Genomic DNA, 17,633 nt, shown 5'->3' on the forward strand with positions numbered 1-17,633 from the left:
CCATGCCCTAAGTCCTGACGGCTTCGTTGAGGTGGCCGCAGCGGGGGCAGCGGTCCATCGGGCGGCTGCGGGCAAACGCGTAGACGTGGCCGCATTCGGCGCACTTGTAGATGCGGTCGCGCGCGGGACGGTGCATGCTGCGGAAGTTGTAGAACATGGCCAGCAACGCAATGAGCAACAGCGGCCCGCCGACGAACAAAACCATGATGGCACCCAACGGCAGGGAGATCATTTTGCCCCCTCCGGTTTGACGGTGGCTTCGGGGGAATAGATTTCGATGCCGCCCTCGATGGGTTCGCCGGGCTTGAAGCGCAAGCCATAGAGGAGATTGAGCACCTGCTGGTTCAGCTCCGAAGTCGCGAGCGGCTTGTCGAGGAAAACGTGATCGACCTCGCCCTCCTCGGAAACCGTCAGGGTCGCCCGGGCCTCCCACGCCTTTTCCGGCTCGTGATTGAGGGCCTGCGGCAGCACGACGCCCCCGACCAGTCGCTCCTTCAGCGCGGGCACAAGGGTTACGCGGCGCGCGGCGGGCCGCGCCCCGGCGGGCTGGAACACGCTTGAGGGCAAGGACGGCGAAGCGGGGCGCGAATCGGTCAAAATCAGCTCGCGCGGAACCAGCGAGCCGCCGTCGTCGCGCACCGGGGAATCCACATCCAGAAAACTTTCGGCCTGCCGCGGGCGGGTGAGCCCGCCCAATGGGGTGGTCACCTCGTTTTCCATGGCCACGCGACTGAAGCCAACGCCGGACGGCAGCGAAAACACCACCGGGGATTCGATGGTGCGCAGATCGATTCCGCCGATCGCGAGCGCCCCGTCCGTCCGGGCCAGATAGTGCGTGCGGGGAGCCACGCGCACCCCGGCGAGAATGCCCCGGCCTTGGGGGAAGGTTACGGCGAAAAGCAGGACGTGCAGCGCAACGGCCATCAGGCAGGCCCAAAACATCCCCCGAAAGGAACCCCGGGCCGTCATTGCAGCCCCTCCTCGATCGCGGAAATCCGGGTGGCCATGGAAACCTCGGTGATGCCCGCTTCGAGCGCCGCGTTCCAAGCCAGGATGACCGTGCCGTGTTCAACCCGCTCGTCGGCCTCGATGATCAACGGGGCGCCGGGATCGGCCGAGGCGGCGGCTTCAAGGGCGGCCGGAAGGCGGGCGGCATCGAGCCGTTCGTCGTCGAAGTAGAACCAACCGCCGGGCGTAATGGAAAGCACCATGGAGCCAAAGCGGGCGCCGCCGGTGAACGGCGAGGCCGGCAGGGTAACGTTGATGCCCGGCTGCATCACGAACGGCGAGACGGCCAGGAAGAAGGCCAACACCGTCAGCGAGGCATCGCACAAGGCGATGCTGAGCGTAAAAACACCCGCCGGCTTGCGCGAGGGCTTGAAGAGGCGCAACCGCTGGCTTTTTTCGTGGGGATTAAAGGGTTTCATCGCCTGTTCTTTCGCCATCGACCCGGTCATAGACGAGGAAGCGGTAGATTTCCCCGGCGGCATATTCCATGTTCAACGTGATGGTTTCCACCCGGCTGAGCAAAAAGTTGTATCCGGCGAACGAGGGGATCGCAATGCCGATCCCGAAGGCCGTGGTGATGAGCGCCTGCCAGATGCCGGCGGAGAGGTCGCCGATCTCGGCGAGCGGCGCGGCTTGCTCCATGGCCATGAAAACCTTGACGAGGCCGATGACCGTGCCCATCAGCCCCAGCAACGGCGAGATCTGCGCGATCGTCAGCAGCCCGCCAAGGTTTTTCTCCAGGCGCGGGATCTCGCCCAGCCCGGCTTTGGCGATGGTTTGCTTGAGTTCCTCCGGCGCCTCGTCGGAATGCAACAGCCCGGTGCGCACGATGTGGGCGACGGGGCCCGGCGTTTGGTCGCAGATCGAAACCGCCTCGGCGGTGTTGCCGCGGTTGACGATCGTGTAGATGCCGCTAAGGAAATCGTCCTGCTTGATCTGGGCGCGGTGCAGATGGAACACGCGCTCGAGAAACAGGATGGCCGCAGCCACGCTGCAAACCAGGATCGGCCACATGATCCATCCGCCTTTAACCATCAATTCCCACATGCGTCGCTCTCCTTCATGGCCCCTACTGGAAAAGAAGCCAGTTGTCTTTCTTGATTTTATCGATTCGTTTGAGCGCTTCGTCCTTCGCCGGCACGTTGGCCCCCGCAACGCGCTCGTAGACCTGCACCGCCGCTTTCCAGTCCTTGTCGCGCTCCTTGAGCTTGGCCGCATCGAACGCCGACTTGGTGAACCAGACGACGGCGTCGGGAGAACGCTCGACGCCTTCGTTGACGAAGGTGTAGACGACGTTCATGTAGCGGATGAAGGCCTTGTCGGGCGCATTGGTTTTTTCGAGGCAGCGTCCGATCTTGTATTCGGCCTGCAGCTTGAGGGCGGTGGCGGCCGAGGGGCGGTCGAGGATGGCCTGGAACGAGTTCATCGCCTCGGCGTAGCGCGCCGGGTCGTCGATCGCCAGCGTAAACTGGCAATCGCCCTTGCGGCCCCAGGCGGCATTGACGAGGTAGCTCTCGGGAAAGTTCTTGATGATTTCGTCGAAGGAGAGGATGGCGCGGGAAAACTCGCCGAGCAACGTGAGGGCGTCGCCCTGCCAAAAGCGGGTTTGCGGCAGGATATCGCTGGTGGGATAGTTTTTCGCGATTTCGGAATAGCGCGTGATCGCTTCGGGGTACATCGACTGCTCGGCGGCGCAGCGGCCCGCCCAGTAGATGGCGCGCGGCGCCAGGTGGTGGGCCTTGAAGTCGGCGGCGATGCGCAGGAAGAGCGGCTCGGCGGCGGCATAGCGGCCTTGGTTGAAATAGAGTTCGGCCAGCCAGAAGACCACCTCGGGCGTCCATTCGGAATCGGGGTATTTTTCAACGAAGGTCTGGCAAATCGCGACGCCTTCGTCGGTTTTTCCCTGCCAGACGAGGCTGTATCCGCGCAGGTAGGTGGCTTGCGGGACATATTCGCTTTCGGGATAGGTGCCGATGACGCTCTCGAAGGCCTTTTGCGCGTCGGGATACTGGCGGAGCCGGTAGAGGGCGATCCCGCGCTGGAATTCGCTGAGGGCCTGCGTTGCGGGGCTGTTGGTGTAGGTCTGGCCGATCAGGGTGTATTTCGCCAGCACCTCTTCCCACTTGCGGTTGGCCCACAGCACGTCCGCCGAGCGCAACGCGGCCTGTTCGGCGAAGGGGTTGGTGGGAAAGTTTTGCTCAACGGACTGGAAGACGGCCAACGCCTCCGGGCGCTTCCCGAGGCGGGCCAGCGAAAGCCCCTGCTGGTAGAGGGCGTTCGGCACATGGGGGGAATCGGGGAACTGCACGCCATATTCGCGGTAGCGCTTTTCGGCCTCTTCGAATTTTTCGGCCATGTAGTAGGCATCGCCCGCCTTGAACAGCGCTTCGGCCCGGAGGATCGGCGAGCGGAGTTCGTTCACCGCCCGGTCGAGCAGAACGGCCGCCTCGGCATAGCGGCCGGGGTCCATCGACCAGAGCGCCAGCCCCTTGCCGAAATAGGCTTTCGCCAATCCGTCTGGGTCGTCGGCGACATCGAGGTAGATCTGGTAGGCGGCATCGGCCCCTTCGAAGCGCTTGGCCTTCAGCAGGGCACCGGCCTTTTCGAGCTGGAGTTCGGTGGCAATGGTTTCGTTGGGCGCCTCGGCACGGCACTCCTCGAGCAGCTTGAGCGCCCCGGCGGTGTCGCCGTCGCGCAACAGCATCCGCGCCAGCGACAGCTTCAGCGGCACCCGTTGGCGGGCATCGGGCGAAAGGGCAATGGCCGCGCGCATTGCGGCAACCGATGCGGGCTCGTTCTGGGCCTTCTCTTCGAGCGCGGCGAGATCGACATAGGCATCGATCCGATACGCCAACCGGGTTTGCACGTTGGTGGCCAAACCGCCCAACAGGTCGCGCGCCGGATCGAAGCTGTCCGCCGCGCCCTGCGTGTAAAGCACATGGGCCAGTTTCAGGCGCGCCCGCTCCGCGCTCTCCCGGTCCGGTTCTTCCGAAATCGATGTGTAGATGGACATCGCCTCGGGCACCCGTTTCTGCAGGGTGAGCACGTTCGCGAGATCGAACCGGTTTTCCATATGGTCGGGGTGTTGGGGGAAAGCCTCGTCAAATTCCCGGAACGAACTTTCGGCTTCGTCGAGCGTTCCGCCCTGTTGCTGCAGGTGCCCTTTCAGCCGCAGCGCCGCCGGGGCGTAGCGGCTCTGCGCCAGAGCTTCGCCACCCTTTTCGAGCTCCTTGAGGGCGACTGCGTATCTGCGCAGCTCGAAATTGGCGCGGGCGCGCCAGTAGACACAGCCCGGCTCCCCGGCGCAATTACGGAGCTGCTTGAGCATTTCCGTGAACCGTTTCTGCCCCCACAGCGCATGCGACAGCAGCAGGGTTGCCTCGCGCGCCTCCTCATCGGAAGGCTCCGCACGCAGGACGCCGCGCGCCTGCTGCTCGGCCAGCACGAAAAAACCGTCGTTCAAGGAGGCCCGGATGTTCGGAAAGCGCGTACTTTCCGGTGCAGGCACCGCAGTTTGAGCGCCCGCCGCCAGGGAGAGCAACAGCGAAAACAGGATTAAAATGGATGACAGGGTATTCCGCATCAGCGCGTTCCAGTAATTGAGGGGCCATTATTTCCAAAGGCCGCAAAATATAAAGCCAATTCTGCCAGAGCTCCGGGCGGGCGGCCGATTTTCTTGCCAACCCTTGCGAGCTCCCGGCCGCTTATCGAGAGGTGCCGGGTTCGCTACCGGACGGCGGCCGATGGAACAGGTGCCTTATATCTTTTGGCCGCATTCCTGGCAGAATTTTGAATTCTCCTCGTTCAGCGTGCCGCACGCCGGACACTTCAGCATGATGATTTTCTCCGGCTTTCCGCCGAGATTGAGGTCGGCCTCGTGGAGCACGTCCTTGATCATGCCCCCCGCCATACGCGAATAGGGCTCCAGCTCCTCCCTTGCCTGCCCCGGATCGAGCTTCACACCGGAGCCCGCGACGCCGAGCGCCCCGATTCCTCGCAGGATCCCCCCGACAATCAGCAGGGCCATTCCGCCAAAGGCACGCAGCATCCCTGATTTTGCATCCGATTCAAAATTGGAGAAATCGCCGAATTTCATGATGAAGGTCACGAAGGTCGAGGCAAACATGAGCCCCCCCAATACCATCAAACCGATGCCGGCGTAGTAGACCGCTTTTCGCTCACTGGATATTTGCCTGCTCATTTTTCCTCCTTTAAACGCATCGCGCGCGACTTCCGGTGCCCAAGCGTCGCCCATCGCGCCATATTGGATAAGTTCGAAAACCATCCCTTAAAAGAAGATTCACGACAAATACAATCGTCGCCGTTAATTGTAAGAGACGCAACAACGGCGCGCCCCCCTCGCGCGGGCGCATTGGTGAAGCGCACGCCGCAAACGAATCGACGAATGCTCAAACACGGAATATATTGCGCGCATTGATTACACCCACCACGGCACCCACCGACGTAGAAACGGATCCCTGAAAATGAATCGACGCGAGTTCACCTATCTCACCGCATGGGGCGGGGCCATCGGCATGGTCCCGCGAACCGCCTTCGGCGCACCGAGCGCGAAGGCGCCGATTTTGGTCGTCGTCCAGCTGGCGGGCGGCAACGACGGGCTCAACACCGTGGTGCCGATCGACAACGACCACTACCGCAACGCGCGCCCAACGATTGCGATCCAGCCCAGGAACGCCATCAAGCTCGACGATGCCACCGGGCTGCACCCGAACCTGACCGGGCTGAAGGCGATCTATGACGAGGGGCGGCTCGCCATCGTCGAAGGCGTGGGCTACCCCACCCCCAACCGCTCGCACTTTCGCGCCACCGAAATCTGGCATACGGGCTCCGATTCCACGACGGTCGCGAAACACGGTTGGATCGGCCGCTACTTCGATACCTACTGCAAGGACGCCCCCGCCGGCGTCGGCCTTTGCTTCGGCAAGCAGCCCCCGCAAGCCTTCAGTGCCGCCATGCCCAAGGGGCTCACCGTCAACGCCCCGCCGGGGTTCCCGCAAAACGCGGCCGCCGAGACCGGCATCGGTCCGAACCGGATCGAAACCATCCTGCGCAAGGTGAAGCCGCAAACCCCGTTGCCCGGCACCCGCTTTGCCATGGAGCTTCAACTCGCCGCGCAATTGATCCGCGGCGGAATGCCGACCCGCATCTACCATCTTTCGCGGGGCGGGTTCGACACGCATGCCAACCAAACCGAGTTGCATACGGCATTGATGAAGGAAATCGGCGACGGGCTTCTGGCCTTCGATGCCGAGATGAAAGCCGCGGGGCTTTCCGACCGCGTCTGCGTGCTGGTCCATACCGAGTTCGGACGCCGCCTAAAGGAAAACGCAGGCGGCGGCACCGACCACGGCGCCGCGCAGCCGGTCTTCGTGCTCGGCGGCGCGGTCAAGGGCGGCCGTTACGGCAAAAGGCCGGGCATGGCGCCCGACCAGCTGGTCGATGGCGACATCGCCCACACGACCGACTACCGCCGCGTCTACGCCACCCTGCTCGAAAGGCACTTGGGCGTCGACAGCCAGCCCGTGTTGCCGGGAAAATTCGATCCGCTTCATTTCATCTGATCGTCGAACCGCGGGGCTCACTCGAAAGCAGATCTTCCGTGTATTCCGCACTCTCCGAGGGTAACTTCCACGCATGAACAGCTCCCATTCCTTATTCAGGCCGCCTGCCGAAGCGCGTAGTTTAATCATCCGCATCCAGGACGGCTGTCCGTGGAACCGATGCACCTTTTGCGGAATGTACAAGGGCGTCAATGGCCGCTTCCGGTCGATGGAGGAAATTGAGCTGGGGATCGACGCCGCCCGCAAGCAATACCCCTCCGCCCGCCGGATCTTTTTGGCGGACGGCGATGTGATGGCGATCCCGTTCGACCCGCTCGCCGCCGTGCTCGGCATGCTGAACGACCGCTTCCCCCGGCTCGCGCGGGTGAACCTCTACGCCAACGGCCACTCGATCCTGCGCAAGACCGACGGGGAACTCCGGACGCTGAAAAGGCTCAAGCTGAGCACCCTCTACATGGGCCTTGAAAGCGGCCACGAACCAACCCTGCGCGCGGCACGAAAACGCGAAACCGCCGCCGAGATGGTCGAGGCCGGGCAACGGGCACAGGCGGCCGGACTGAAGATGTCGGTCATGGTATTGACCGGACTCGGCGGCCGGAAAAACCGCGTGGCGCATGCGGCCGCCACCGCCGACGCGCTCAACCGGATGCAGCCGCGCCTGCTCTCGGCCCTGCGCGTCATCCCGATCCCCGGCACCGAGCTCCATGCCGAGGAACAGGCCGGAACCTTCCAGCAACTCACCGAGTACGAGGCCATGGAGGAGCTGCGCAACATGATTGCGGGACTGGAGCTCGAAAGCACCGTCTTCCGCGCCAACCACTCCTCCAACATCCTGCCGATGGAAGGCCGCTTCCCGAAGGACCGGCCGCGCCTGCTCGAAGAACTCGACGCCCTCCTCGCCTCCGGCCACCTCGACGCCAACGCCCCCGGCGCCCCGCCGCTGTCGCTATAACCCCAACTCTTGCCTTTTAAACCCATCGCGAAGCCGGCAGTGTGCCTCGAATCTTTTTTTGCGAGGACGATATGAGGCGATGGGCGATAGTTTGCATGGTGGCACTGGCCGCATGCGCGCAGGCGACGGTGGAGGATTCGGTGGTACGGATCGTTAACCAATTCAACCGGTTCAGCTGGTACACGCCGTGGGATTCGGGATCGACCGGCAGCGGCTCGGGCACCGGGTTCGTCATTTCGAAAAACCGCATCATGACCAATGCGCATGTGGTGAGCGATGCCGCGATGCTGCTGGTCTATTTCCACAACGACCCGACGCCCTACCCGGCGCATGTCGCCGCAATCGGGCATGACTGCGACCTGGCCATCCTGGAGCTGAACGATCCCACGCGCTCGGAACGCATCCCCGCCCTGGAGTTCGACGGGCTTCCGCCGTTGCGCTCGCAGGTGGTGACGTATGGCTACCCCGCCGGCGGCCGGCGGCTTTCGAGCACGGCGGGCGTTGTCTCGCGGATCGAAGTGCAGGACTACGTGCATACCGGGGTGAACTCGCACCTGACCGTGCAAACGGATGCGGCCATCAACCCGGGCAACAGCGGCGGACCGGTCATCCAGAACGGCAAGGTGGTGGGCGTGGCGTTCCAAGGGAACCAACAGCTCGAAAACATGGGCTTCTTCATTCCGGTGACCGTGGCGAACCACTTCCTGGCCGACCTCGAGGATGGACAATACGACGGGTTCCCCGAATTCGGTGCCTACATCGCGACGCTCGACAGTCCGGCGGCGCGGCGCTACGCGGGCATGGCGGAAGGCGAGACCGGGGTCCGCGTGGAAAACTTCCTGCGCGGCTGCGGAGCCGAGACCGTATTGCTTCGCGACGACATCATCACATCGATCAACGGTTTCCCGGTCGCCAACGACGCGACGGTGGACTGGAATGGCATGCGGCTGGCCATCAGCGTCGTGGTCGACCAGTTCCAGAAGGGGGAGGCGCTGCCGCTGGGGATCATACGCAACGGCGAGAAGATGGCGGTGGAAGCCACCCTGAACCATTTCAACCCGCTGCCGTCCAAGGGCAACCTCTACGACCGCAAACCCAACTACTACGTCTACGCGGGGCTCGTCTTCACCCCGCTTAACGGGGAGACGGTCAAGACCTATTCGAACAGCTGGTTCACCGACGCCCCCCAGGAGCTGGTGCACGAGATGTACTACCGCCATATCGAAGAGCACGACTACCTCGATGCCCCGCAAGTGATGATTATCCGCCGCCTCGACCATGAGGTGAACGTGGAGGAGGCGCTCTACACCTACCGCTTGATCGATAGCATCAACGGAAAGAAGGTCCGCTCCCTCGCCGAGGTGGTCGAGGCCATCGAAACGAACTCCGCCGACCAGCACGTGATCCGGTTCCAGCACGGAAACCGCGTGATGATGCTCGACCGCAAACAGGCGGACGCCGCCCATGCGGATATCCTTGAAAAATACGCCATCCCGAAGGATCGCAACCTATGAAACCATCCATCGCCGCCCTAGCCATTGCGCTGCTGCTTCGCGTCTCGGCCTTTGCACTGCCGGACCACCCCATCGAACACCAACTGGTGACGGTGCAGGTCTCCTACCAAGCCTGGAACGAATACCGCCCGTGGCAAAAATCCAAGCCGGCCAGGCGCACGTTCCTCGGAACCGTCGTCTCGAAAAACCGGATTCTGGTTCCGGCGGCCTACCTGCAGGACGCCACTCTGATCCAACTCGAGAAATTCGACAACCCGCCGCGCGTTCCCGCCCAGATCGTCCACTGCGACCAACAGGTCGGGTTGGCGGTGCTCACCACCGACGAAGCGGGCTTCTTCGACGACCTCAACCCCGTTGAAATGGCCGATTCCGCCGAAGGCGACAACTACTACTGCGCCGCCTGGAAATCCAACCAGCTCAACCTTTCCTCCTGCCGATGGTCGCAGGTGAAAACCTTCAAGTCGTCGATCCCCTATTTCGGCTATGCCGGCATCACCTTCATTACCGACCTCAAAAACGGCGGCCGGGGCGAGCCCGTTTTCAGCGGCGACCGGATGATCGGCATGACCCGCTCGCAGAGCAAAGACCTGATCACGGTGATCCCCGTCGACCTGATCAAAGCCTACCTGCATGCCATCGATCTGCCCGCATATCCGGGATTCGGCCGGCTCGGCATCGACTACCAATACAACACCGGCCAGGCGCAGGCGGCCTACTACGGACAAAAGGGCAAACCCTCCGGCGTGCGCATCCAGGGCTGCTTCCCGGGCGGATCCGCCGACGGCATCCTGCAACCGGAAGACATCCTGCTGGAGCTCGACGGCCACGCCATCGACGCCGAGGGCGACTACCGGCATCCGCGCTACGGCATGATGTCGCTGAAGCTGATCGCAACGGAAGGGCACTATGCCGGCGACGTCCTCCCGGCCAGGGTGTTGCGCGACAAAAAGGAGATCGAACTCGAAATTCCGCTGAAGAACATTCCGGCATCGGCGGCGCTGATTCCGCTCGCGCGCCCGGACCTGCCGCCGCCCTATCTCGTTGCCGGCGGTCTCGTGTTCCGGGAACTGGACGACCCCTACCTCCAGGCCTGGGGCGACGACTGGCAAAACAAGATCCCCGCCTCCTTGCGGATCCTTAGAAGCCTCAAGGGCGAATCGCCCACCCCGCATCAGCAACGGCTGATCGTGCTGGCCGACGTGTTTCCGGACGAATACAACCTGGGCTACCACGAAATGGCCCAGAACATCGTCAAAACCGTCAACGGATTGCCGATCGACTCCATCGAAAAACTGGAGACCGCCTTCCATCAACCGCAAAACGGATTCCATGTCATCGAATTCATGCCCTCCTATGGTACCTGCAAGGTGATCCTCGATGCCGACTCTTTCGAAACGGCCACGGCGACGATTCTGGAAAACTACCAGATTCCCTCCAGAATCCGTCTCAGTCCGTAGCCCCACCGAGTGGAAGGAATCGACCGGCCCGATTCCGCTTCCACCGAATCTTTGGGTTGACTCGTTCAACCGATCTGCACAGAATGGGCCGGCAAAAGGATGCAAAATATGAAGCAGAATATGTATATCGATGAGTTCATGAAAACCTTCCCGTTCGAGGGGCTAACCTTCGACGATGTTTCGTTGATCACCCAGTACGCGGATTTCCTCCCGGGCGCCACCGACATCTCCTCCAAGCTCACCCGCAACGTGGGCGTAAAAATCCCGTTCCTCAGCGCGGCCATGGATACCGTGACCGAAGGGCGCATGGCGATTTCGATGGCCATGATGGGCGGCATCGGCGTGATCCACAAGAATCTGGACCCCGCCGTACAGGCGCTGCAGGTCAGCCGCGTGAAGCACCACCTCAATGGCCTGATTTCCGACCCCATCACATTCAACGTGAAGGACACGCTCGAAACCATCGCCATCCGCCGCGCCGAAAAGGGCTACAGCTTCTCCGGCTTCCCGATCCTCGACGACGAAGGCAAGCTGGTCGGCATCCTCACCTCCAAGGACATCCGTTTTTCGCGCTCCAAGCGCACCCCGGTGGCCTCCATCATGACCACCGAGGTGGTGACGGCCAACCCCGACACCGACCTGCGGCAGGCCTACGACATCATGCAGCATCACAAGATCGGCAAGCTGCCCCTGCTCGATGAAGCCGGCAAATTGGTCGGCCTCTATTCCTACGCCGACGTTCGCCGCTTGGTCGAAAACGAAGAACCGCTCTTCAACCGCGACGAAAAACACCGTTTGCGCGTGGCGGCGGCCATTGGCCCCGGCGACTACGAACGCGCCGAAATCCTCAACCAGGAAGAGGTGGACGTGCTGGTGGTGGACACCGCCCACGGACACTCCAAGGGCGTCGTCGACATGGTGGCCTGGGTGAAAAACAAATTCCCGCACATCGACGTCATCGGCGGCAACATCGCCACCGGCGAAGCCGCGATCGCACTGCGCGACGCCGGGGCCGACGCCGTCAAGGTCGGCATCGGGCCGGGCTCCATCTGCACAACCCGCGTCGTTGCCGGCGTGGGCATTCCGCAGATTTCCGCCATCTACGCCGCCGCAAGCGCCCTCAAGGGCGACATCCCCGTCATCGCCGACGGCGGCATCCGCAACTCGGGCGACATCGCCAAGGCACTGGTTGCCGGCGCCGACACCGTCATGATGGGTTCCGTCCTCGCCGGCACCGAAGAGAGCCCCGGCGAAAAAATCATCTACGAAGGCCGCCAGTTCGTGATTTACCGCGGCATGGGGTCGCTCGATGCCATGAAATCGCGCGAAGGCAGCCGCCAACGCTATGGCCTGAGCGACGACGACGATCTCGTGCCGCAGGGGATCGAAGGCATGGTTCCGTACTCCGGAACCGTCAGCAAGGTGATGAAGCAATACTGCGGCGGCCTGCAGGCCAGCCTCGGCTACTGCGGCACCAAGACGATTCCCGAACTCAAATTAAACGGGAAATTCGTCCGCGTCTCCAGCGCCGGCGTCGTCGAGGCCCACGCCCACGACATCAAGATCACCAAGGAAGCGCCCAACTACAGAAGATAAGGGTGATGCGTGAAACGTGAGGCATGACCTGCCATGCTTCACGGATCAATCGTCACGAATCACGCATGAAAACCGCTCTTGTTCAAATGAACCCGACGGTCGGCGCGCTGAAAAGCAATGCCGACCTCGTCGTTTCCAAAGCACGCCAAGCCTTCGCCGAGGGAGCCCGGCTCATCGTCTTCCCCGAACTGGCCATCGCCGGCTATCCGCCGGAAGACCTGATCCTGAAGGACCACTTTTGCGGCGACTGCGAAAAGGAGCTCGAGCGGCTGAAGCGGGAGCTCCCCCCGGAAGCCACCGTCGTGGTGGGCTCGCCCATCGTTCGCAACAGGAAAAAGTTCAACGCGGCACTCGTCTTCCAAGACGGGCGGATCGTGGGCGAATACCATAAAATGCTGTTGCCGAACTATGGCGTCTTCGACGAAAAGCGCCTTTTTGAAGCGGGCACCGAACCGTTGGTTTTCGAGCGGGAGGGCCAGCGGATCGCGGTTCAGGTCTGCGAAGATAGCTGGGATCCCGACGGAGCGGCCGTTGCCGCGCTGGCCGGCAAAGAGATCGATCTGCTGATCAACCTCTCCGCCTCGCCCTACCACCGGGGCAAGTTGCTCAACGACCGCATCCATGTGCTGGCGAAAACCGCCCGAAAACTTGACGCCAACCTGTTCTACTGCAACATGGTCGGCGGGCAGGACGAACTCGTCTTCGACGGAGCCAGCATGGTGTTCGCGTCCGATGGTTCCCGCCTCGCCCGCGCCAAACAATTTGAAGAGGACATCCTCTACCACGATTCACAAACCAAGGATCGCGGATCCCGAAAGGAAGCCCCCCTCCCCGACCTCGAAGAGGTCTACGAAGCGCTCAAGCTCGGGCTGAAAGACTACGTCGACAAGATCGGTTTCCAGCGCGTCGTCGTCGCCCTTTCCGGCGGGATCGATTCCGCGCTCGTGCTGGCGATCGCCGTCGATGCGCTGGGCAAGGAGCGCGTGGCCTCGGTCACGATGCCTTCGCAATATTCCTCCTCCGGGACACTGGGCGATGCGCATGAAATGGCGCAGATCCTCGGCATCGAATTCCACGAGATTCCGATCAAAGGGCTCTACGACGGTTTTGCGGGGGAACTTGCAACGGTGTGGGGCGCCGACAAACAGCCCGGTCTCGCCGAGGAGAATCTGCAGGCACGCATCCGCGGCAACCTGATCATGGCGCTTTCGAACGAATATGGCTGGCTGGTGCTCACCACGGGCAACAAAAGCGAGATGGCCATGGGCTACTGCACCATCTATGGCGACATGGCCGGCGGCTTCGCCGTCATCAAGGATGTCCCGAAAACCCTGGTGTTCGACCTCTGCCGCTGGCGCAACGAACAGGCCGTGGTCATTCCGCCGAGCATCATCGAGCGCCCGCCCTCCGCCGAGCTGCGACCCGATCAAAAGGATTCCGATTCGCTGCCGCCCTACGAGATCCTCGACCCGATCCTCGCCGACTACGTCGAGAACGACATGGGTATCGACGGGCTCGTTGCCAAGGGATACGACGAAGCGATCGTTCGCCGCGTCGTGCACGCCGTCGAACTGAGCGAATACAAACGCCGCCAGTCGCCCCCCGGGGTAAAGATCACGCCCAAGTCGTTCGACCGCGATCGCCGCATGCCGATCGTCAACCGCTACCGCAACTAGGCCGACCGGCCGGCCCCTGCGGAGCGGCGGCTTTCACACTTCATGAAGTGTGATATTCGGGGAGGCCGACTCCGTTTATTCCACGGAAAGAACCCGCCCATCCATTCCTGCACGGAAGGAATAGGCATCGCCAACGGATTTTCCGACCAGCGCCGCGCCGACGGGCGATTCGGGCGTAATGACGGTGATTTCCCGACCATCGACCCGCACTTCGGTCCCGCCCCCGCAATCCAACAGAAAGAACAGATCCTTGAACCCCTCCATTTCCGCTTCGATCAAAGCCCCGATCCCGATGGGCTTTCCGGAAAAATCCTCGGGACGGAATGCGCGCAGATCCTCGAACTCTTGCGCCAACTTTTCGAACTGGCGGGCCAGACCACGCGCGAGATAGGATTGCTCCAGCCCGCAGGTATCCCACTTGGTTTCGGCTTTAGCCTCGGCATGCGTCGCGCCCTCGGCCGCCATCTCCTGCCCCTTCAGCTGGCGTCGCAACTCTTCTTCCATTGCCGTCAGCACCGCTTTTAAAACAACTTTCTTGTCCATAGGCGCGGCAATCTACACGACTGGCCGCCAGAACGAAACCGTATTAAACAAGGGATTCGGCGGAGCGACCGGCAACTTTTTTCGGCGGCCTGATCGGACGCTTGAATCCCCAAGCGAAACCCATACACCGTCGGTTTTGGGCGGCACGCGGAATTAAAGCACCACCGGATCGGCGATGAACGCCTCGAGCAGTTCGGAAAAATGGATCTGGGCGGAGGTCCATTTGGGATTGGCGGTGATTTCGCCCGTGCTCTTCCGGGTATTGTTGAAAAGAACCAACAGGTCGGTTCCGGCGCAAATATGGGCGTCGAAGCCCGAGCCATAGCCCTCGTGCGAAAAGGCGAATTCGCCGGCCACGATGTTGTTGGGATTGAGCGTTTCGCGCAACGCACCGATGTCGTTGCTGAACTCCGCAAGCAACTCCGCCTTCCGGCTACCGCCGTATTCGATGAGTTTCCAGCTGGCCGCGCTTTTTTGAACGAGCGCCCACTCGTCGAAGAAGGGCTCGCCGATGGCGCGTTCGAGGTTGATCAGGGCGGTGTCGATTCGGTCGCTTGCGGCGGATACATTCATGGTAGATTCCTTTTAAAAAACGGTGACGAGGGAAAAAGCTAGTTTAATGCCAACCACCGGCATGAATCGCCGGCGGACGCGGTTGGGCTTCTGAAACGGGACAAGAGCCCGGCGATGGCGGGGATGCTCAAAGGTTTGACTCGTATTTGGGAACGTTTATAGTTAGCGGCTCATTTTGAAGAACGTTTAACCAACAAGGAGTTCCATTATGAACAAAATGACGATCAAGGACCTGGATGTTCAAGGCAAACGCGTGCTGATGCGCGTGGACTTCAACGTTCCGGTGAAAGACGGCGTTGTCGGCGACGACACCCGCATTACCGCAGCTCTTCCGTCCATCAACTACGTGCTCGAAAACGGCGGCGCGCTCATTCTGATGAGCCACTGCGGACGCCCGAAAGGCGAAAAGAACATGGAGTTCACCCTCAAGCCCGCCGCCGACCGTCTCGCCGAGTTGGTTGACGCCAAGGTAACGCTCGCCCCCGACGTGATCGGACCGGAAGTCAAAACCCTCGTCGACGGACTGAAAGCCGGCGAAATCCTCGTGCTCGAAAACGTCCGCTTCTACAAAGAAGAAGAGGGCAAAGGATGCACCCCGGAAGAACAGGACGCCTTTGCCAAGGAACTCGCTTCCTACGGCGACGTCTACGTTTCCGACGCGTTCGGCACCGCGCACCGCGCCCACGCCTCCATGGTCGGCGTCACCAAATACATCGACCAATGCGCGGCCGGCTTCCTGCTCGAAAAGGAAATCGAATATCTCGGCAAAGCGCTCGAAAACCCGGTCAAACCGTTCGTGGCCATCATCGGCGGCGCCAAGATTTCCGGCAAGATCGACGTCGTCATCAACCTGATGGACAAATGCGACAAGATTCTCATCGGCGGCGGCATGGCGTACACCTTCTACAAAGCCATGGGCAAGAAAATCGGCGGCTCGCTGGTAGAAGACGACAAGGTAGAACTCGCCGGCCAGATCCTCAAGCAGGCCGAGGAAAAGGGCGTTGAACTGCTGCTTCCGATCGACAACACCGTTGCGGACGCCTTCTCGGCCGACGCCAACGTCAAGGTGGTCGGCGACTCGATCGAAGACGGTTGGATGGCGCTGGACATCGGCCCGAAAACCATCGAGCTCTACTGCAACGCGGTTTCCACCGCCAAGACGGTTGTATGGAACGGCCCGATGGGCTGCTTCGAAATGGAACCCTTCGCCAAGGGCACCTTCTCCGTATGCGAAGCGGTTGCCAAGTCCGACAGCATCAGCATCATCGGCGGCGGCGACTCCGTTGCGGCGGTCAACCTTTCCGGCGTTGCGGATCAGATGAGCCACGTCTCCACCGGCGGCGGTGCTTCCCTGGAATTCATGGAAGGCAAGCAACTGCCCGGCATCGTTGCCCTGACCGACAAATAAGCGGTCGATCGACGCGCAAGGCAAGGCGGGAGAATCGATCCCCCGCTTTGCCGGACAGAAAAAAAGGCGGCCCGCAGCGGGCCGCCTTTTCACGTTTCAACCGTTGCGCACTATACCGAGAACTCCGTCATCTGGTGGAAGTTGAGGTATTTGTAAACGTTCTCGGTTTTGCCTTCCAGCTTCGGCGCCACGATCGCGACGTAGTCGGCGGGGCTCGGCAACTCGCCCTTGAGGGCAACGACGGCGGCGAGCTCGGCGGAACCGAGGTAGACCTGGGCATCCTTGCCCATGCGGTTGTTGAAGTTGCGGGTCGAGGTCGAGAAGACCGTCGCGCCGTCCTTCACGCGCGCCTGGTTGCCCATGCAGAGCGAGCAGCCCGGAATCTCCATGCGGGCGCCGGCGGCGCCGAACTTCGAATAGTAGCCTTCCTTGGTCAGCTGCGCCTCGTCCATCTTGGTCGGCGGGCAGACCCACAGGTTGACGTTGGCGAAGCCTTCGCCGTCGAGCACTTCGGCGGCGGCGCGGAAGTGGCCGATGTTGGTCATGCAGCTTCCGATGAACACCTCGTCGACGTGCGCGCCCTGGACATCGGAGAGTTTTTTAACGTCGTCCGGATCGTTCGGGCAGCAGAGCAGCGGCTCGGCGATTTCGTCGAGATCGATCTCGATGACGGCGGCATATTCCGCGTTGGCATCGGCTTCCATCAGCTCGCCGTTTTCGATCCACTCCTTCACGTCCGCAATACGCTTGCGCAGGGTGTCGGCATCGCCGTAGCCGCCCTTGATCATCTCTTCCATCAGCACCACGTTGGACTGGAGAAACTCGACGATCGGCTCGCGGTCGAGCTTGATGCTCGCGGCGGCGGCGGAGCGCTCGGCGGCGGCGTCGGTCAGCTCGAAGGCCTGTTCGACCTTGAGTTGCGGAAGGCCTTCCATCTCGAGGATGCGGCCGGCGAAAACGTTTTTCTTGTTTTTCTTTTCGACGGTCAGCAGCCCTTCCTGGATGGCTTGGTACGGAATGGCGTTGACGATATCGCGCAGGGTGACGCCCGGCTGCAGCGCGCCCTTGAAGCGAACCAGCACGGATTCCGGCATGTCGAGCGGCATAACGCCGAGCGCGGCGGCGAAAGCCACCAGGCCGGAGCCCGCCGGGAAGGAGATGCCCATCGGGAATCGGGTGTGCGAGTCGCCGCCCGTACCGACGGTGTCGGGAATCAGCAGACGGTTGAGCCAGGAGTGGATCACGCCGTCGCCGGGGCGCAGCGAAACGCCTTTGCGGTTCATGATGTAGTCCGGCAGCGTGGCGTGGGTGATGACATCGGCGG

The 17,633-nt window shown here is 62.0% G+C and carries 16 protein-coding genes; 7 read left to right on the forward strand and 9 right to left on the reverse strand.

Annotated features, from left to right (window positions below; genetic code table 11):
• Nucleotides 1-7: 7 nt before the first annotated feature.
• The 6 genes from ABYO54_RS03680 to ABYO54_RS03705 all read right to left on the reverse strand — a co-directional run bounded on the left by ABYO54_RS03680 (nt 8) and on the right by ABYO54_RS03705 (nt 5,293).
• A complete protein-coding gene (locus ABYO54_RS03680) occupies nt 8-232 on the reverse strand; it encodes a hypothetical protein (protein ID WP_372806889.1) in 225 nt (74 codons plus the stop codon).
• Nucleotides 229-969 carry a hypothetical protein gene (locus ABYO54_RS03685; protein WP_372806890.1) on the reverse strand — a complete coding sequence of 247 codons (741 nt, stop codon included), beginning with the start codon at nt 967-969 and terminating at the stop codon, nt 229-231. The genes ABYO54_RS03680 and ABYO54_RS03685 overlap by 4 nt, the downstream gene beginning before the upstream one ends.
• Nucleotides 966-1,427 carry an ExbD/TolR family protein gene (locus ABYO54_RS03690; protein ID WP_372806891.1) on the reverse strand — a complete coding sequence of 154 codons (462 nt, stop codon included), beginning with the start codon at nt 1,425-1,427 and terminating at the stop codon, nt 966-968. The genes ABYO54_RS03685 and ABYO54_RS03690 overlap by 4 nt, the downstream gene beginning before the upstream one ends.
• Complete coding sequence (locus ABYO54_RS03695; RefSeq protein ID WP_372806892.1) at nt 1,414-2,055, reverse strand: MotA/TolQ/ExbB proton channel family protein; 642 nt, start codon at nt 2,053-2,055, stop codon at nt 1,414-1,416. The genes ABYO54_RS03690 and ABYO54_RS03695 overlap by 14 nt, the downstream gene beginning before the upstream one ends.
• A gap of 22 nt (nt 2,056-2,077) precedes the next feature.
• A complete protein-coding gene (locus tag ABYO54_RS03700) occupies nt 2,078-4,591 on the reverse strand; it encodes a tetratricopeptide repeat protein (RefSeq protein ID WP_372806893.1) in 2,514 nt (837 codons plus the stop codon).
• A 174-nt stretch (nt 4,592-4,765) separates the two neighbouring features.
• Nucleotides 4,766-5,293: a zinc ribbon domain-containing protein gene (locus tag ABYO54_RS03705; RefSeq protein ID WP_372806894.1), complete on the reverse strand. Its 528-nt coding sequence runs from the start codon at nt 5,291-5,293 to the stop codon at nt 4,766-4,768.
• A gap of 868 nt (nt 5,294-6,161) precedes the next feature.
• Between ABYO54_RS03705 and ABYO54_RS03710 the strand changes: the two genes are divergently transcribed.
• The 6 genes from ABYO54_RS03710 (at nt 6,162) to ABYO54_RS03735 (ending at nt 13,785) form a co-directional block, all read left to right on the forward strand.
• Nucleotides 6,162-6,590, forward strand: coding sequence for a DUF1501 domain-containing protein (locus ABYO54_RS03710; protein WP_372806904.1), 429 nt, complete (start codon nt 6,162-6,164; stop codon nt 6,588-6,590).
• A gap of 73 nt (nt 6,591-6,663) precedes the next feature.
• Nucleotides 6,664-7,542 carry a radical SAM protein gene (locus ABYO54_RS03715; RefSeq protein WP_372806895.1) on the forward strand — a complete coding sequence of 293 codons (879 nt, stop codon included), beginning with the start codon at nt 6,664-6,666 and terminating at the stop codon, nt 7,540-7,542.
• A 95-nt stretch (nt 7,543-7,637) separates the two neighbouring features.
• Nucleotides 7,638-9,056, forward strand: a complete 1,419-nt coding sequence (locus tag ABYO54_RS03720) for a PDZ domain-containing protein (protein ID WP_372806896.1) — start codon at nt 7,638-7,640, stop codon at nt 9,054-9,056.
• Nucleotides 9,053-10,513, forward strand: coding sequence for a PDZ domain-containing protein (locus tag ABYO54_RS03725; protein WP_372806897.1), 1,461 nt, complete (start codon nt 9,053-9,055; stop codon nt 10,511-10,513). The genes ABYO54_RS03720 and ABYO54_RS03725 overlap by 4 nt, the downstream gene beginning before the upstream one ends.
• A gap of 108 nt (nt 10,514-10,621) precedes the next feature.
• Nucleotides 10,622-12,109: an IMP dehydrogenase gene (gene guaB, locus ABYO54_RS03730; RefSeq protein ID WP_372806898.1), complete on the forward strand. Its 1,488-nt coding sequence runs from the start codon at nt 10,622-10,624 to the stop codon at nt 12,107-12,109.
• A 65-nt stretch (nt 12,110-12,174) separates the two neighbouring features.
• Entirely contained in the window at nt 12,175-13,785 is a 1,611-nt protein-coding gene (locus ABYO54_RS03735; RefSeq protein WP_372806899.1) for an NAD+ synthase, read from the forward strand.
• Between the two features lie 75 nt (nt 13,786-13,860).
• Here ABYO54_RS03735 and ABYO54_RS03740 read toward each other — a convergent pair whose 3' ends face one another.
• Both ABYO54_RS03740 and ABYO54_RS03745 read right to left on the reverse strand, forming a co-directional pair.
• The gene (locus ABYO54_RS03740; protein ID WP_372806900.1) at nt 13,861-14,328 is read right to left on the reverse strand and encodes a transcription elongation factor GreAB; all 468 of its coding nucleotides are present in this window, start codon (nt 14,326-14,328) and stop codon (nt 13,861-13,863) included.
• 153 nt (nt 14,329-14,481) lie between these two features.
• The gene (locus ABYO54_RS03745) at nt 14,482-14,901 is read right to left on the reverse strand and encodes a hypothetical protein (protein WP_372806901.1); all 420 of its coding nucleotides are present in this window, start codon (nt 14,899-14,901) and stop codon (nt 14,482-14,484) included.
• Between the two features lie 208 nt (nt 14,902-15,109).
• Here ABYO54_RS03745 and ABYO54_RS03750 point away from each other — a divergent pair, with 208 nt between their 5' ends.
• Nucleotides 15,110-16,309: a phosphoglycerate kinase gene (locus tag ABYO54_RS03750; RefSeq protein WP_372806902.1), complete on the forward strand. Its 1,200-nt coding sequence runs from the start codon at nt 15,110-15,112 to the stop codon at nt 16,307-16,309.
• A gap of 110 nt (nt 16,310-16,419) precedes the next feature.
• On the opposite strand, the gene ABYO54_RS03755 is transcribed toward ABYO54_RS03750, so the two are convergent.
• Nucleotides 16,420-17,633 (reverse strand): aconitase family protein (locus ABYO54_RS03755; RefSeq protein WP_372806903.1); only part of this gene is annotated, 1,214 nt, incomplete at its 5' end.

Source organism: Pontiella sp. (genome assembly GCF_041622395.1).
Taxonomy (GTDB): Bacteria; Verrucomicrobiota; Kiritimatiellia; order Kiritimatiellales; family Pontiellaceae; genus Pontiella.

What these genes read in the sequence shown, in the direction of transcription:
- ABYO54_RS03680 (WP_372806889.1), bottom strand. Translation starts at nt 232, where the DNA reads ATGATCTCCCTGCCGTTGGGTGCCATCATGGTTTTGTTCGTCGGCGGG.
- ABYO54_RS03685 (WP_372806890.1), bottom strand. Translation starts at nt 969, where the DNA reads ATGACGGCCCGGGGTTCCTTTCGGGGGATGTTTTGGGCCTGCCTGATG.
- ABYO54_RS03690 (WP_372806891.1), bottom strand. Translation starts at nt 1,427, where the DNA reads ATGAAACCCTTTAATCCCCACGAAAAAAGCCAGCGGTTGCGCCTCTTC.
- ABYO54_RS03695 (WP_372806892.1), bottom strand. Translation starts at nt 2,055, where the DNA reads ATGTGGGAATTGATGGTTAAAGGCGGATGGATCATGTGGCCGATCCTG.
- ABYO54_RS03700 (WP_372806893.1), bottom strand. Translation starts at nt 4,591, where the DNA reads ATGCGGAATACCCTGTCATCCATTTTAATCCTGTTTTCGCTGTTGCTC.
- ABYO54_RS03705 (WP_372806894.1), bottom strand. Translation starts at nt 5,293, where the DNA reads ATGGTTTTCGAACTTATCCAATATGGCGCGATGGGCGACGCTTGGGCA.
- ABYO54_RS03710 (WP_372806904.1), top strand. Translation starts at nt 6,162, where the DNA reads ATGCCGACCCGCATCTACCATCTTTCGCGGGGCGGGTTCGACACGCAT.
- ABYO54_RS03715 (WP_372806895.1), top strand. Translation starts at nt 6,664, where the DNA reads ATGAACAGCTCCCATTCCTTATTCAGGCCGCCTGCCGAAGCGCGTAGT.
- ABYO54_RS03720 (WP_372806896.1), top strand. Translation starts at nt 7,638, where the DNA reads ATGGTGGCACTGGCCGCATGCGCGCAGGCGACGGTGGAGGATTCGGTG.
- ABYO54_RS03725 (WP_372806897.1), top strand. Translation starts at nt 9,053, where the DNA reads ATGAAACCATCCATCGCCGCCCTAGCCATTGCGCTGCTGCTTCGCGTC.
- guaB (WP_372806898.1), top strand. Translation starts at nt 10,622, where the DNA reads ATGAAGCAGAATATGTATATCGATGAGTTCATGAAAACCTTCCCGTTC.
- ABYO54_RS03735 (WP_372806899.1), top strand. Translation starts at nt 12,175, where the DNA reads ATGAAAACCGCTCTTGTTCAAATGAACCCGACGGTCGGCGCGCTGAAA.
- ABYO54_RS03740 (WP_372806900.1), bottom strand. Translation starts at nt 14,328, where the DNA reads ATGGACAAGAAAGTTGTTTTAAAAGCGGTGCTGACGGCAATGGAAGAA.
- ABYO54_RS03745 (WP_372806901.1), bottom strand. Translation starts at nt 14,901, where the DNA reads ATGAATGTATCCGCCGCAAGCGACCGAATCGACACCGCCCTGATCAAC.
- ABYO54_RS03750 (WP_372806902.1), top strand. Translation starts at nt 15,110, where the DNA reads ATGAACAAAATGACGATCAAGGACCTGGATGTTCAAGGCAAACGCGTG.